This window comes from Flavobacterium sp. (assembly GCF_003525665.1).
GTDB lineage: Bacteria > Bacteroidota > Bacteroidia > Flavobacteriales > Flavobacteriaceae > Flavobacterium.
In genome coordinates this window covers 1-15,255 of record NZ_DQDX01000033.1, presented here as the reverse complement: position 1 = coordinate 15,255, position 15,255 = coordinate 1, and the positions used below count along the sequence as shown (strand labels likewise).

10 protein-coding genes are annotated in these 15,255 nt (G+C 35.3%); 4 read left to right on the top strand and 6 right to left on the bottom strand.

Annotated features, from left to right (window positions below):
* Window positions 1–7 precede the first annotated feature (7 nt).
* On the top strand, window positions 8–2,260 hold the full coding sequence (locus tag DIU01_RS02190) for a M1 family metallopeptidase (protein ID WP_367221654.1): 2,253 nt from the start codon (window positions 8–10) through the stop codon (window positions 2,258–2,260).
* Between the two features lie 50 nt (window positions 2,261–2,310).
* Here the strand turns inward: DIU01_RS02190 and DIU01_RS02185 are convergent, their stop codons facing one another.
* The 4 genes from DIU01_RS02185 to DIU01_RS02170 form a co-directional block, all read right to left on the bottom strand.
* Window positions 2,311–2,838 (bottom strand): DUF4199 domain-containing protein, encoded by a 528-nt coding sequence (locus DIU01_RS02185; protein ID WP_290831625.1) that lies wholly within the window; start codon window positions 2,836–2,838, stop codon window positions 2,311–2,313.
* A gap of 93 nt (window positions 2,839–2,931) precedes the next feature.
* The gene (locus tag DIU01_RS02180; protein ID WP_290831624.1) at window positions 2,932–3,075 is read right to left on the bottom strand and encodes a LuxR C-terminal-related transcriptional regulator; all 144 of its coding nucleotides are present in this window, start codon (window positions 3,073–3,075) and stop codon (window positions 2,932–2,934) included.
* Entirely contained in the window at window positions 3,068–3,439 is a 372-nt protein-coding gene (locus tag DIU01_RS02175) for a hypothetical protein (protein ID WP_290831623.1), read from the bottom strand. The genes DIU01_RS02180 and DIU01_RS02175 overlap by 8 nt, the downstream gene beginning before the upstream one ends.
* A complete protein-coding gene (locus DIU01_RS02170; protein ID WP_290831622.1) occupies window positions 3,412–3,801 on the bottom strand; it encodes a DUF1801 domain-containing protein in 390 nt (129 codons plus the stop codon). Before DIU01_RS02170 ends, DIU01_RS02175 begins: the two co-directional genes overlap by 28 nt.
* Window positions 3,802–4,070: 269 nt before the next feature.
* On the opposite strand from DIU01_RS02170, the gene DIU01_RS02165 reads away from it, so the two are divergent.
* The 3 genes from DIU01_RS02165 (at window position 4,071) to DIU01_RS02155 (ending at window position 13,640) form a co-directional block, all read left to right on the top strand.
* On the top strand, window positions 4,071–5,066 hold the full coding sequence (locus DIU01_RS02165; RefSeq protein WP_290831621.1) for a TerC/Alx family metal homeostasis membrane protein: 996 nt from the start codon (window positions 4,071–4,073) through the stop codon (window positions 5,064–5,066).
* 431 nt (window positions 5,067–5,497) lie between these two features.
* Entirely contained in the window at window positions 5,498–12,574 is a 7,077-nt protein-coding gene (locus DIU01_RS02160) for a T9SS type A sorting domain-containing protein (protein ID WP_290831620.1), read from the top strand.
* Between the two features lie 367 nt (window positions 12,575–12,941).
* Window positions 12,942–13,640, top strand: a complete 699-nt coding sequence (locus DIU01_RS02155) for a DUF1826 domain-containing protein (protein ID WP_290831619.1) — start codon at window positions 12,942–12,944, stop codon at window positions 13,638–13,640.
* Window positions 13,641–13,698: 58 nt separating this feature from the next.
* Here DIU01_RS02155 and DIU01_RS02150 read toward each other — a convergent pair whose 3' ends face one another.
* Both DIU01_RS02150 and DIU01_RS02145 read right to left on the bottom strand, forming a co-directional pair.
* Complete coding sequence (locus DIU01_RS02150) at window positions 13,699–14,559, bottom strand: HIT family protein (protein ID WP_290831618.1); 861 nt, start codon at window positions 14,557–14,559, stop codon at window positions 13,699–13,701.
* Window positions 14,552–15,255: HNH endonuclease domain-containing protein (locus DIU01_RS02145; RefSeq protein WP_290831617.1), on the bottom strand; the 704-nt coding region annotated here is incomplete at its 5' end. The genes DIU01_RS02150 and DIU01_RS02145, both read right to left, overlap by 8 nt.

Sequence of the window (15,255 nt, the reverse complement as noted above, 5' to 3'; positions counted from 1 at the left end):
AACTTATATAATTATGAAGCACATTTTCACAAAAGTACAATTAGTATTTACGTTGATTTTTGTTTTTTCTTTAGCAAATGCGCAAAACGAAAAACCATTGTCAACCTACAATTACAACGAAGCATTTGGTAACGGTTTTTATTCGAAAGATGGAACCGATACTCGTTCTGCAAGTGGTCAACCTGGAGCAAAATATTGGCAAAACAGAGTTGATTATCAAATTGCAGTTTCTTTAAATGAATCAACAAATGAGATTTCAGGTTCAGAAACATTGACTTACACTAACAATAGTCCGGATAATTTGGGCTTTTTGTGGATGTATTTAGATCAAAATTTATTCAGTAAAGATTCTCGTGGAAATGCTGTTGTGCCATTAAACGGAAGTAGAAATGGAGCAAAAGGTCAAGAATTTGATGGAGGACATAAAATTAAATCGGTTAAAATAGTTTCTACTGTAAACGGAAAATCATCTGAAAAAGAAACCACTTTTACAATTTCCGACACTAGAATGCAAGTAGATTTGCCTCAAGATTTGAAAGCAAATGGCGGAAGTGTAAAAATAAAAATAGAGTTCTCTTTTGTTTCTCCTGAATATGGTTCGGATAGAATGGGAGTTCTTGAAACTAAAAACGGAAAAATATTCACCATCGCTCAATGGTATCCAAGAATGTGTGTATATGATGACGTTCGTGGTTGGAACACAAATCCATATCTTGGAGCTGGAGAATTTTATTTAGAATACGGCGATTTTGATGTTGCAATTACAGCACCAGCAAGCCATATTGTAGTTGGTTCTGGTGATTTATTAAATACTTCAGAAGTTTATACAGCAGAGCAACAAAAAAGATGGAATGCTGCTAAAGCTAGTGATAAAACGGTTATAATTCGTTCTGCCGATGAGGTTACAAACGCAACTTCTCGTCCGGCAGGAAAAAGTACTTTGACATGGAAATTTAAAATTAAAAATTCGCGTGACTTTTCTTGGGCTTCATCGCCAGCATTTGTAATTGATGCGGCAAGAATTAATTTACCAAGCGGAAAAAAATCGTTAGCAATATCGGCTTATCCTACAGAAAGTAACGGAAATAATGGTTGGGAACGTTCTACAGAATATACCAAAGCATCGATTGAACATTATTCTAAACTTTGGTATGAATATCCTTATCCAGCAGCTACAAACGTTGCAGGAAATGAAGGCGGAATGGAATATCCAGGAATCGTTTTCTGTAGTTGGGAATCTAGAGGTGCCAGTTTATGGGGTGTAACCGATCATGAATTTGGTCACATTTGGTTCCCTATGATTGTTGGTTCTAACGAGCGTTTATTTGCTTGGATGGACGAAGGTTTTAATACTTTTATCAATTCGTTGAGTACAGCAGCATTTAATAATGGCGAATATAAAGAACCTGCTATGAATTTGCATAACATGGCAGAATACATGACTGGAACAGACAATGAGCCTATTTTTACTGCTCCAGATAATATGAAAGAAGCGAATATTGGTTTGCTTGCTTATTTAAAACCAGGTTCTGGATTGACGATGTTGAGAGAAAATATCTTAGGGAAAGAGCGTTTTGACAAAGCTTTTAGAGAATATATCAAGCGTTGGGCTTACAAACATCCGCAACCAGATGATTTCTTTAGAACTATGGAGAATGTTGCTGGTGAAGATTTAAGCTGGTTTTGGAGAGGTTGGATTATCAACAATTGGAGATTGGATCAAGCCATTACTAAAGTGAAATATATTAAAGGTGATGCTAAAAATGGAGCTTTGGTAACTATCAATAATTTGGATAGAATGGTTATGCCTGTAATTGCTGAGGTAAAAACTAAAAGCGGTGCTACTACGGTAATTAATTTACCTGTAGAAATTTGGCAACGTAATGTAGAGTGGACTTTTAAAGTAAATACTACTGAAGAATTAGAAAGCATTACATTAGATCCTAATCATGTGTTTCCTGATGTTAATTCTGAAAACAATGTTTGGTCAAATGCTGTAAACGGAATATTTAAACCAAAAGATTTAAGCGCTTATACAGGTAAATTTTCAAGTAAACAAATTCCAATAAAAGTTGATGTTACTAGTGAAGACGGACTTTTGGTTCTAAATGCTCAAGGTCAGCCATCACTTAGTTTGAATGAAGATGGCGATGGTAAATTCTCAATGAAAGAAGCTGGAGTTTCTGTTGAATATACCAATGATAAAAAAGGTTTCGCACTTAAAATTGGTGAACAAACTTTCAACTTTACAAAAGAATAAATTTTAAATATTTTCATCAAAAAAGGTACGTTTTGCGTACCTTTTTTTTGTTATAATTCTACTGCTTTTTTTCGTTTTAAGATTAGTGAACTTATTAAAGTTACTAATAAACCAACAGGTAAAATTTCCATATAAGACATCAGTATCACTAAAATAGGATTTTTATACCATTCTCTGTACCTTTCTATTTCCTTAGATTTTGCTGCGATTTCGGTTGGTGATAAACCTTGTGCCTTCAAATTTTCAATTGTACTACTTATCAACTTATCCATAAAATCGGGCATGAAAAAGTAGTATTCAATTAGCCAAGTTACTACGTAAAAAGTAGACGCAATTAGTGTAATGAACAATCCAATTTTAAAAGCTTCACCAAATGAAATTACTCCATTGTTTTGTTTATCTCGATAGCTTTTTACAGCAATAAAAATAAAGATAAAGGCAATCAACATTCCGGAGTAGCCTATAATTTCTCCATTTTTAAAATTTGGATTGTCATAGTGCAAAACCGTTGAAGTGATCATAAAAAGTGTTGCAGTTATTCCTGCAATTACTCCGTACTTAATACTAATTTTTTTCATAAATAGTTGTTTAGATTAGAATGCAAATGTTTTATTTTTCGAATTAAATTAAGTCATACTTTTGAGTGATTTATTGCTTTTCATCCGAAAGTATTATTTAATAATTCCGATTTTTTTTCCAGTTTCAATGGCTTGAGTTCTTCGTTTCACTTCTAGTTTTTGAAACAGATTGGACGAATGTGTTTTTATAGTATTTAATGAAACAAATAGGCGAGAGGCGATTTCTTGATTACTCAATCCGTTTGCCATTAATTCTAATACTTATTAATTCTCGTTTGCTAATTTTTCTTTTGCTTAATTCTTCTTCATTGACGATAAAATCCAATCTTTTTTGGACTAAGATTTCTTTTTCAACGATTACCGTTTTTACTTTTGGAGTTGTCAATTTATTGGATGCCCAAATTCCTAAAGCAGTAAAAAATAAAGCTATAATTCCAATGTATAGGCCAAACTCGTTTTGTAAAATGAGGAATTTATATTCTAGAAATCGAAGGACTACAAGAAGTACAGCCATTGCAATGGCATACATTATGATTTCTTTATGTTGTTTGATTTTATTCAAATTATAATGTATTATTGAAGTTGAATAGCTTTCATCCATTTATTAATAGTTTCAATCAATTCGTTTTTTAAATTTTCAACATCCTCCATTGAATTGAATGTTGCAACAGCTCTGTCATTGGTTGCCCATTTTAAAAGTCCAAAGGTATCCTTTATTAAATTATTTTTCGGTAGTTCTAACACTTTGGCACCACGATGAAAAACCAATTGAATGTTCTTTGGTGGAAACAATTTGAAAGTTAAAAAATCGGTACCGTTTATTTGATAGCTTGGTGTGTTCCATTTTATGTGCTCGGTTAACTCTGGAACATTTTCTAAAATCACTTTTCGCAATTCTAAAAACTCCTTTTTTAATGGATGTTCTAAGTTGGATATAAAATCGGTTACGTTTTTATTGGACATTTTGTTATTTCTTTTGCACCATAAAAGTATCAATTTATAATTTAAGTTTGAAATTTCAACCTGTTTTCTTAATTGATAGCAATTTAAATACCTCATTATGAGTTTGTTGATAAAGAAATAGTTTACAATTTGTTAAACGTTCTTTTTTTCAAGTATTTTTATATATTTTCGCTACTTATTTGATTCGAACTATTAACCAAAAAGGAACTAGCGTCTTTTTTTAAATAGTTGATAATACATTAGCGATAATTTTTAATACTCATTTATAAATGAACAATCACCCAATTTTAGAAGAACATCCATGGCTAATAGTCACTTTTGGAATAGCAGTTGTAATAATGCTGTTAATCGATTTAGGATTATTTAATAAAAAAAGTCATGAAGTTACCAATAAAGAAGCCGTATCCTGGTCTATTGTTTGGATTTCACTTTCTATGATTTTTAGTGGATTGGTTTACTATTATGCTGGAGCGACCAAATTTTATGAGTTTCAATCGGCTTATTGGATTGAGAAGGCGCTTTCTGTAGATAATTTATTTGTATTTATATTGGTGTTTAAATTCTTTGATGTTCCTAATTCTAGTAAACACAAAGTTTTGTTTTGGGGTATTATTGGTGCGCTGGTTTTACGTGCTATCTTTATTTTTTCGGGTGCTTTTTTAATTGAGCTAACTTATTTGAATAAAATAATCTCCTACTTTGGTGTAGCTCCATTTAAATATGATATTAACATTATCATGACCCTTTTTGGATTGTTTTTAGTCTATGCTGGGATAAAGTCATGGTCTTCTAGCGGTGCCGATGATGATGAAGATTATAATAATACGAGAGGTGCCCGATTGATTAGAAAATTCTTCAATGTTAGTGATAAATATGATGGCGATAAATTCTTTACTTATGAAAATGGTAAAAAGTTTGCAACCCCATTGTTAGTTGTTGTAACTGTTATTGAATTTACCGATTTACTTTTTGCTGTAGATTCTATACCTGCTATTTTTGCTATTTCAAATGATCCTTTTATTCTTTATACGTCGAATATTTTTGCGATTTTAGGATTACGTGCTTTGTTCTTTTTATTGGATAATTTCATTCATTTGTTTAGCAAATTGTCTTATGGTTTGGCTGTAATTCTTTCTTTCATCGGATTGAAAATGATCATTGCGCCTTTTTATCACATAGAATCTGTTGTATCCTTGATGGTGATAACAGGTGTGTTGATTCTTTCTGTTGTATTGTCTTTACTTTATCCAGCTAAAAAGGATTAAGCATAGTCTACAGTATTAATTTTACCAAAGAGTTCCTATATTAATTTCGAAAGTGTTTTCCGAACACACTATTCGCGTCTCCATGTTTTTGCCATTTTGCAAGCTTCTTGTCTTAGTGCTTAGTATGTTTTTTTTTTCAAATCGTTCACTCCAAATTGTATTTGTATTTGTAATTGAAAACGTCCTTCAGCACTGAATGATAAATACGTTGCAATTAGTAAAAAATGGTTCACTATCTATTTTTTGTTTATTTGATATGGAATGCGCTATCGCGAGTGCACATGCTATCCTATTTTTCTTTTTTCTTAAATAACTTATTAACAAAAGTTTATAAAAAAATATTAATTCGCTACCTTAGTTCCCTATTCTTTGATTTTTTAATGCCAATTTCAAAATGAACTTGTGTTAAACAACTAAATTTTTATTTATTTATGAAAAAATTTTACAATTCAAAACTAATTAAATGTGTTTCCAATGTGAAGTCCTATTTAATTTTGGGAATGATTTTGCTGAATGTTTCAGTAAGCTATGCGCAAATACCGGTTACGGTTAGTGGTACAGCAGTTACAACGCCACCGTTAGCAGGAAGTTATCCTTCACTAGCTGATGCTTTAACTAATTTAAATGCCATATCTGCCTACTCGACACCAGGAACAATTGTTTTTACCTGTGCTGCAGGTAGCTCCGAAACAGCTCCTCCAACAGGGCTAGTAATTGGTAGTGCAACGCTCAATCCTTTGCTAAGTGCAACCAATACGGTTACCATTATTAAAGCTGGTGGTACTGTTACTGTAAATGCTGGAGTAGGAACGGCTACACCAACTAGTGTTGCACCGGATGGTATAATAAGCATTAGAGGAGCTGATTATATTACTATAGACGGGCTTACACTTACAGATGGTAATGCTGCCAATCCTGCCACAATGGAATTTGGAATTGGCCTATTTAAAGCAGGTGCAGGCGATGGTTGTAATAACAACACCATTCAGAATTGTACCATTAATATGCAACGAATCAATAATGCCGCAGCTACATCACCTATGATTGAAGGTGCGGTAGGTATTTTAGTTATAAATTCTACGGCTACTGCAGCAACAACTGCTCTAACTCCAACTAATGGAGGTACTCTAGGAACAAACGGTACAAATTCAGGCAACAAGTTTTATACAAATGCAATTAATAGTGGTAACTATGGTATTGGAATTTCTGGATTTGCTGCCACAGTTGGTGTGGGACCAACTCCAAATGCAACAACTTTCCTGGGTGATTTAGGTAATGATATTGGTGGAGTAGGCGCGGGAACAGGTAATACCATTTTAAATTACGGAGGAGGAGCAACGACAAGCCCAGCGGCTGGTATACGTGCAAACAACCAGTGGGGTATAAATATTTCATACAACACAGTAGATAATAATAATGGTGGTGGTGTAAATCATGCCACTACACTTAGAGGTATATTTGCCCAAGCAGGTATAAGTGCGGCTGCAACTATTAGCAATAATACAGTTACCGTTCGTTCAGGAGCAACAACTTCTGGACTGATAGCTATTGATAATGGTATTGGTGGTACTGCTCTTTCTGGTAATACAATCAACATTAATAATAATACTATTCGTTTTTCATATACAACAGCTACTACTGGCGTATTTAACGCAATTAGTAATTCTGCCAGCGCCGGTGCGGTGAATATTAATACTAATAACATTCAGCAATTAACTGCTACCAACTATCCTTCTACAGGTACAGTTGTTGTAATTGTGGGTGGGTCTCCAGGCGGCACTTTGAATGTAACCAATAATGTCATTTCCAATTTTGTAATGACCAGTGCTGCAGGAGGAACTCTAAGAGCTATTACCGCTTCAACACCTACAGGATTATACACCGTTACTGGGAATACAATTGAAAACTTAAGTTATACTACTGCGGCTTCTACAGGAAGTATTACAGGTATTTTTAATGGGGCGTCTGCTACACTTCAAAATGTAAACAATAATATAATCAGAAATTTCTCTACACCAACTACTGGTACGTTAAACGGAATACAGAACAATACAGTTGCTGGAACTTTTCAATGTAGAAATAACCAGATTTATAATTTCTCTACTACAGCTGGTGGAGTAGGTGGTTTTTCAGCCAATGGTATTACATGGTCTAATGCAAACGTTGATCTTAGCGGTAATATTATTTATGCAATAAATAGTACGGGTACAACCGGAGGAACCGGCGGTACGATTAACGGGATTACGCACTCGGGTGCTGCAACTGTTACGGGTAATGCTATATATGATCTTTCGTCTAATAGTACTAACGTAGTTATAACAGGTATTACAACAGCAGCTACAGGAACCAATACGGTTAGTAATAACCTGATTGGTGATTTAAGAGCTCCAAATTCAACTGGAAATATTGCAATAAGCGGAATGCTTGTAAGCGGTGGTACCACTAACAACATTTTCCACAACACTGTAAATATTGCTTCAACAACGACAAGTGCTACTACTTTTGGCACAAGTGCAATTTACTTCAGCAGTGCTACACCGGTTAATAATTTGCGCAATAATGTTTTTGTAAATACATCAACTCCTGGTCCAACAGGCGGTTTTACTGCCGCTATACGTTATGTTTCAACACCAACGTCTACCAATTTCCCAGCAGCGAATAATAATAACTTATATTATGCTGGAGTACCGGCTGCCAATAGAGTAATCTATTGTGAGGGCAGTTCAGGGGCTCCAACCAATGGTCAGCCAACTATTGCCAATTATAAAACATACATAAATACTACATTACCAGTATCAGGAAGAGAACTTGCTTCGGTTTCTGAAGTGCCGAACTTTGTATCGACTACAGGTTCTAATCCGATCACAACTTTCCTTAAATATGATACAGGTATTGCCTCACAAATAGAACAGGGTGGTGCTTTAGGTACCGGAATAACAACCGATTATTCAGGAACGACGGTACGTTGTCCTGGTGGTGGTTGTCCTGGTTCAACCGCTAGACCTGATATCGGTGCTTGGGAACAGGACGGTATTTTTTTAGATATAACTTCACCTACAATACTTGCAATTACATTTACATCAGATGCTTGTAATACGACAAGTCGTACTATTAATGCAACTATTTCTGATGCTAGTAATGTAAGTACTGGTGCCAATGCACCAAGACTATACTATCGTAAAAATGCAGGGACTTATTTTTCTGTGGCAGGAACCCTTACTAGCGGTACTGCTGCATCGGGGACATGGTCTTTTAATCTAGCATATGCAACACTAGGTGGCGTTGTACTTGCTGATGTGATTGATTATTTCATAGTGGCGCAAGATGCTACAGGTAACGCAGGTGGTAGTCCGTCTGCAGGGCTAGTCCTTACTGATGTAAACACAGTGACTACTCCACCAACTACACCATTAACATACTTTATTCAAGGAATTATCGGAGGAAGCTATAATGTAGGTGCGGGTCAAACCTACACTACTTTAACTGCGGCCGTAAATGCTTATAACACATCTTGTCTGTCAAGCGCAGTTACCTTTGTACTAACAGATGCAAGTTATAGCGCCGGAGAAACATTCCCTATTTCTATAAATGCTAATTTTGATGCTAGTGCAATCAATACGTTAACCATTAAACCTGCTGCTGCTGGAACGAGTATAACAGGTGCAGCAAATAGTGCGTTGATACGATTAAATGGTGCTAATTATGTAACTATTGACGGAAGTACTAGTGGTGGTTCTGATAGAAGTTTAACCATTTCAAATACTAGTGCAACAACACCAAGTGTTGTTTTAATTGGTTCTGTAGGAACAACACCTACAACCAATAATGCGCTAAGAAATTGTGTAATAATTAATGGGGCAAATACCGGTTCAGCTGTTGTGATATCGGATGCTGCAGTTGCTGGAAATGCAGGTTTATTTTCCAATATAACAGTTCATAACAATGATATTCAAAGAGCATTCATTGGTGTTTTTGCACAAGGAGGGACTACACCACAAGGAGGTTCAAATCTTACCTATACAAATAATACATTAAACACTACCGGAGCAAACGCTATTAGGTTAGCAGGTCTATATATGCAAGGGGTTAATGGCGCCACGGTATCCAACAATACTATTGGTAATTTTGATAATACTTCAGGTGAAAATGACACTGCTATTTGGTTGGCTACAGGTACTACAAATGCAACTGTTGCTGGAAATACGGTGAGTAATCTGGGTATGACCTTAACAACGTCAGCTTTTGCTCCTAGAGGTATTGTAGAATCTTCTGGATTAGCAATTTCTGGTAATGTTATTTCTAACAATACGGTTACCAATTTGACAACAGCAGGACAAACAGCTATTGTTGGTATTGAAAATAATGGTGGTGGTACTATAATAGAAAGAAATAAAGTAAGTGGAATTATAAATAGTAACATCGGAACATATGGTGCTTACGGTATTAATATATCGGCTAATAATAATGCGATAATTAGAAATAATTTTGTTAGTAATATTACTGGCGACATGACAGGTGGTCTTGCCTTTTCAACAACATTTGGTCTTTTTGGAATTCGAATTGCTGCAGGAACTGGACATCAAGTTTATTTTAACTCAGTAAACTTATATGGTCCACGTACTGGTACAGCAACTACTACACTATTAACTTCGGCATTTGCATTGGTAGGTACTACTTCAACAGGTTGTGATGTTCGTAATAATATTTTTGCAAATAACATTACAGGTGGTACAACTAGTATTGCTAACGTATCAGTGTATCTTCCTTCTGGAGCTACAAGTGCAATGAACTTAACAATGAATAATAACCTTTATTTTTATGGAACAGATGCGGCAAGAAGTGGAGCTGGTCAAGCAGGAAGTACTGCAGGTACTAATTTCTTTGTTGGTTTACCAGCATTAGCAGCCTATTCAAGTACACTTTCTGGTGCTGCAACCAATGATAATGCTTCACAGGCTTTCACTACATCAGTACCGTTTACCTCTGCAACTGATTTGCACCTTACTACATCAAATGATGCCGGAGTTACTATTCCATCGGTGCCATTAGATATCGATTTATTTACAAGAACTTCTACTCCAGATATCGGTGCGCATGAGTTCACACCGCCATGTACAGGTGCCGTTGGTGGTACAGCAGTAGCTACTGTAACCTCATTTTGTAATACAACATCGTCTACAACTATTGTAGCGTCAGGGTATTCTATATCAAATCCTTCTATCACTTATATATGGCAACGTTCTGCTGATTTACCTTTTACCACTCCAATAGATATAGGAGTAGCATCAGGTACTTATGCTGATTTAAATACAGGTGTTGTTACTTCAACTACATTTTATAGATTAAAAGTAGTTTGTTCAACAGGCGCTGGTTTTACTGATTTTTCAACCATTGCGACAGTAACAATCAATACTATTGATTTTGCTAATCTTCAATTTCCTTCTACAGCAGCTATTTGTCAAGGCGCAACCTTTACTGCTTACGGACAGGTTTATGAGCCAGGCATTACAGAAGCAGCTGGTCAAGGCGCCGGAATTGACGTAGAATTTGGAGTTAGTCCAATAGCTAGTAATACGGATCCTAGTACCTGGACAAGTTGGTCTCCAGCCAGTTTTAATGTACAAGTGGGCAATAATGATGAATATCAATTTGTAGCTGGTGCAGCATTGCCAGCAGGAACCTATTACTACACTTTCCGATATAAATTAAGTACATGTTCTGTATGGCAATATGGAGGTTTTCCAAATGGTTTCTGGAATGGTACTACAATTAATAGTGGTGTGTTGACTATTACTGATTTACCTGCTGTACCAACAGTAGCTGTAACTGCAGCAACTTGTTCTTCAGCGGCTACTAATGTATTGAGTACTTATAACGCTAGTTTAAACTACACGTCCACACCATCTGGATTAACAGTTGGAGAAGGCGGAGTAATTACAGGTGGAACTGACGGAACGTCTTATACGATTACAGCTACTAACGCTTCATTGTGTTCAGCTACTACAGCTAGTTTCATGTTTGATGGCGATGCGATTTTACCAACTCCAGCTGTACCTACAGTAGCTGTAACTGCAGCAACATGTTCTTCAGCAGCTACTAATGTATTGAGTACGTATAGCGCTAGTTTAACTTACACGTCTACACCATCAGGATTAACAGTTGGATCAGGCGGAGTAATTACAGGCGGAACCGACGGAGCGTCTTACACTATTACAGCTACTAACGCTTCATTGTGTTCAGCTACTACAGCTAGTTTCACGTTTGATGGCGATGCGATTTTACCAACTCCTGCTGTACCAACAGTAGCTGTAACTGCAGCAACATGTTCTTCAGCAGCTACTAATGTATTGAGTACCTATAGCGCTAGTTTAACTTACACGTCTACACCATCAGGATTAACAGTTGGAGCAGGCGGAGTAATTACAGGTGGAACTGACGGAACGTCTTACACTATTACAGCTACTAACGCTTCACTGTGTTCAGCTACTACAGCTAGTTTCACGTTTGATGGCGATGCGATTTTACCAACTCCAGCTGTACCTACAGTAGTGGTAACTGCGGCAACATGTTCTTCAGCAGCTACTAATGTATTGAGTACGTATAGCGCTAGTTTAACTTACACGTCTACACCATCAGGATTAACAGTTGGAGCAGGCGGAGTAATTACAGGTGGAACTAACGGAACGTCTTACACTATTACAGCTACTAACGCTTCATTGTGTTCAGCAACTACAGCTAGTTTCACATATAATGGAGGCGCAATATTACCAACTCCAGCTACACCAACAGTCACTACAACAGCGGCTACGTGTTCTGCTGCAGGAAGTAGTACGGTTACTAATTACAATGCTGCTAATGCCTATACATTCTCACCAACAGGACCAACAGTTGGTGCTGGCGGAGCGATTACAGGAGCGGTTAATGGAACAGCGTATACTATAACAGCTAGTAATGGTGGATGTACTTCGGCATCGTCTACATCTTTTACCAATGCGGCTCAGTTAGCAGCACCTACTACACCAACTGGAAATTCAACCCAAACCATAAATGTTACTAATGCTAACGATGCTACTATAGCAAATCTTGTGGTTAGTCCAACAACTGGAATTGTTTGGTATGGTTCATTAGCCGATGCACAAGCAGGAACAAATCCTTTAGCAACTACTACTGTTTTAGTTAGTGGTTCAACCTATTGGGCTGTGAATGTAGGTACTCCTTGTAGTAGCGCACCATTTGCAGTAACTGCTACTGTAACATTAGGGAATGTTGGATTTGATAATGCAAACTTCAGTTTCTATCCAAACCCAACGTCTAGCGTTGTTAATATAGCCTATACAAATGCTATAACTAAAGTTACTGTAATGAATTTATTGGGTCAAATTCTTCATGAGAAAAGATCAAATGATTTAGAAGTAACTGTTGATTTATCATCTTATCCATCTGCTGCTTATTTAATAAAAGTGGAGTCAGATGCTCAATCTAAAATAATAAAAGTGGTTAAGAAATAATTGTAAACCTATTTGTTTACTAAAGACTGTCAGAAATGGCAGTCTTTTTTATTTTGATTTATCCTGATAATCAGTACTAAAAAAAAACCAAAAACTTTTAACTTATCTTTTGTTAGTGCACGTTCCGGTGACCAATGCTTTTTTGTGAACATTGTAAGTATTTAAAAATGAAAACGAAGGCAAAAACTAATCTCGATCAATAAAGTTACAAGGGCACAATAAACTTGTTTGGTTTATAGTATAAAAAACAGGTTTATCATTCTGGTAATTACTATTTTAATTTATACAAGGTTATTTTCTTCCGTTCTTTGGGTGTTATTTCAAATAACGTACTTTTGCAGTACACTTAGTAACTAACCAGCCCAGTATGATCCCAACATATTCTAACAACAAACAAATTGGAATCGTAACTACTTTTTCCGAACTTATAACTACCGATTTTATTGGAGATAGGAATGCGCTTTGCTGGTACCGAAATTTGGAAGGTGACTTTAAAGAAATTGTAAGCAAACTCCAACTGAAGGAAAACATAACAGAGGTTACGCACAAAGACCTATTGGCACTCCAGCTGTCAGAACAAGGTAATAGCGCTAGGGAAATTATCTTAAACGATTTACAAGCACTAACCAACTTCGGCGCGGCTCCTGTCCTTAACTTACTCAAATGTTACGAACGTGATGACGACTTTGATTTCATTTCCACGGATGTGTATTCCTATCATGTAGACCGTTCGCCTATAGCCACCGATACTTTTTTGTGTACTTATCATGGTGCGGCGAGTGATATTATTGCTAACAAAGATGTTCAGCAAAAAGTGCTAATTCCCGAAATTAGGGCACAATTGCAAACGCTCCACGATGGTCCATTGGAAGAATTTGAAGACTTTTTAAAAGAAAATTATTTCGATTTGCATTATCAATCACTACCCAACGCAACCCCAATTAATTTAGGAGTAGGACATCTTTGGCGCATTGCAGTAGATCATCCAACACAACAAGTGTTGCCTTGCATTCACAGAGCACCAATTGAAAGGGAAGGAGAATATCGGTTGTTATTGATTTGTTAGAGTAGATGATTTGTTTTTTGGAAAGAAACTTTTTTTAAGAAAATTATTTGCAGCAGTTTTAATACTCTTTTTTATTCGGAATAACACCGCGAATTCCGCCTATCGGATTTTCAACATCGCCTTTATATCGAGGAATTACATGAATATGACAATGCGAAATAGTTTGACCAGCATCTTTGTTTACATTAATTCCAATATTAAAACCATCAGGATTGAATTTTTCCTGAAGTATAGTTTTTACTTTATTTGCAACAATCCAACAAGCAGTTTGTTCTTTTAATGTCAATTCAAAATAATTTGAAACCAATCGTTTTGGAACAATCAAAGCATGACCTTTTGAAACTGGAAATTTATCATAAAAGGAGAAAATCGTTGCAGTTTCAACAATTAATTCTCTTGTTTCTTCTCCAATTAAAAACGGACTTAAACCAGCGTTTCCTTTATTTAAAGTTGTGTAATGTTCGTATTCGTATATTTCACAGTTTTCGTTCTTATAAACAGATAAATAAGCTAATTTTATTAGACATTGATACGTTTCTTTTTTATGAACTTTATGAATTCTAAATCCTTCATACTGAATATCTCTTCGAACTGCAAAATAGGCTTTACCATTTGGTTTTAGAAGATTTGAAACATTCATTAAAACCTCAGCTTGCTCTTCTGGAAGCAAAACATTTAGAACATAAAAGCATAAGATAGTGTCATATTTTTCAGTTGGAAAATCAGGAAAATAAAATGGATCATATCCATCAATATCAAATCCTTTATTTTTCAATAATTCGACATCTTTTCCAATACCACAGCCAAAATCCAAAACTTTACCTTTTATCTTCTTTTGGTTAAGTAAAATTCTTGCTGGATAGGAAAGTGACGTTCTTTCTATTGCTGTTAAATGGCTATTTTGGTTTTGATTACTCATTCATAAATAAAAATCCGTTATTACTAGCAATGGTAATCAATGGCTGAATTGTATTTGAAAATTTATCTTTTTCAAAAGCATCAATATTAGGAAAAATAGTTAGAAACTCATCCATATATTTACTTTTAGAATTATGATGTTTATTGATTTCAAAAGCTAACTTTTGCAAATCATAAAATTTATCAAAATGTCTATCAAACAATGGAAGTTTATCACTTTTTGAGGAATTAAATTTCTTTTCTATTGGTAACAAATTCCAAATCAAATCATGTGAAACAAAAGCATGAGGAACGAAATGGTCTAAAGCGTAATTCTTTTCATCAAAATACAATTTAGTATCTGTAAAAATGCAATTTACCGAACCTAATTCATTGAAAACTAATTTCCAATATTCATTGGTTTGTTTGGTTAAACCATTTCTAATTGCTGGCTTAATTAACTTATTTGGAATATCTGGCACGTTTGGATTTCGAGTTTGTAAAAATAGTGCTAAATTCCAGTAGCAGTAATCCTTTAAAACTTTAGCGTTAGATTTTATATATGAAATCCAAATTGGATTAATAGAAATAAAATCTTTATGTAACGCATATAAACTATCATTTACAAACGATTGTGAATCAGAATATATTCTACTTTTTTGTTGATTATCAGTTTCATTATTGATTTTTGGAAACCAAGGCGATAAAAACCCTGTCT

Coding starts and splice junctions, on each gene's coding strand:
- DIU01_RS02175 (WP_290831623.1), bottom strand. CDS start 3,439: ATGGATGAAAGCTATTCAACTTCAATAATACATTATAATTTGAATAAA.
- DIU01_RS02150 (WP_290831618.1), bottom strand. CDS start 14,559: ATGAGTAATCAAAACCAAAATAGCCATTTAACAGCAATAGAAAGAACG.
- DIU01_RS02170 (WP_290831622.1), bottom strand. CDS start 3,801: ATGTCCAATAAAAACGTAACCGATTTTATATCCAACTTAGAACATCCA.
- DIU01_RS02185 (WP_290831625.1), bottom strand. CDS start 2,838: ATGAAAAAAATTAGTATTAAGTACGGAGTAATTGCAGGAATAACTGCA.
- DIU01_RS02160 (WP_290831620.1), top strand. CDS start 5,498: ATGAAAAAATTTTACAATTCAAAACTAATTAAATGTGTTTCCAATGTG.
- DIU01_RS02165 (WP_290831621.1), top strand. CDS start 4,071: ATGAACAATCACCCAATTTTAGAAGAACATCCATGGCTAATAGTCACT.
- DIU01_RS02155 (WP_290831619.1), top strand. CDS start 12,942: ATGATCCCAACATATTCTAACAACAAACAAATTGGAATCGTAACTACT.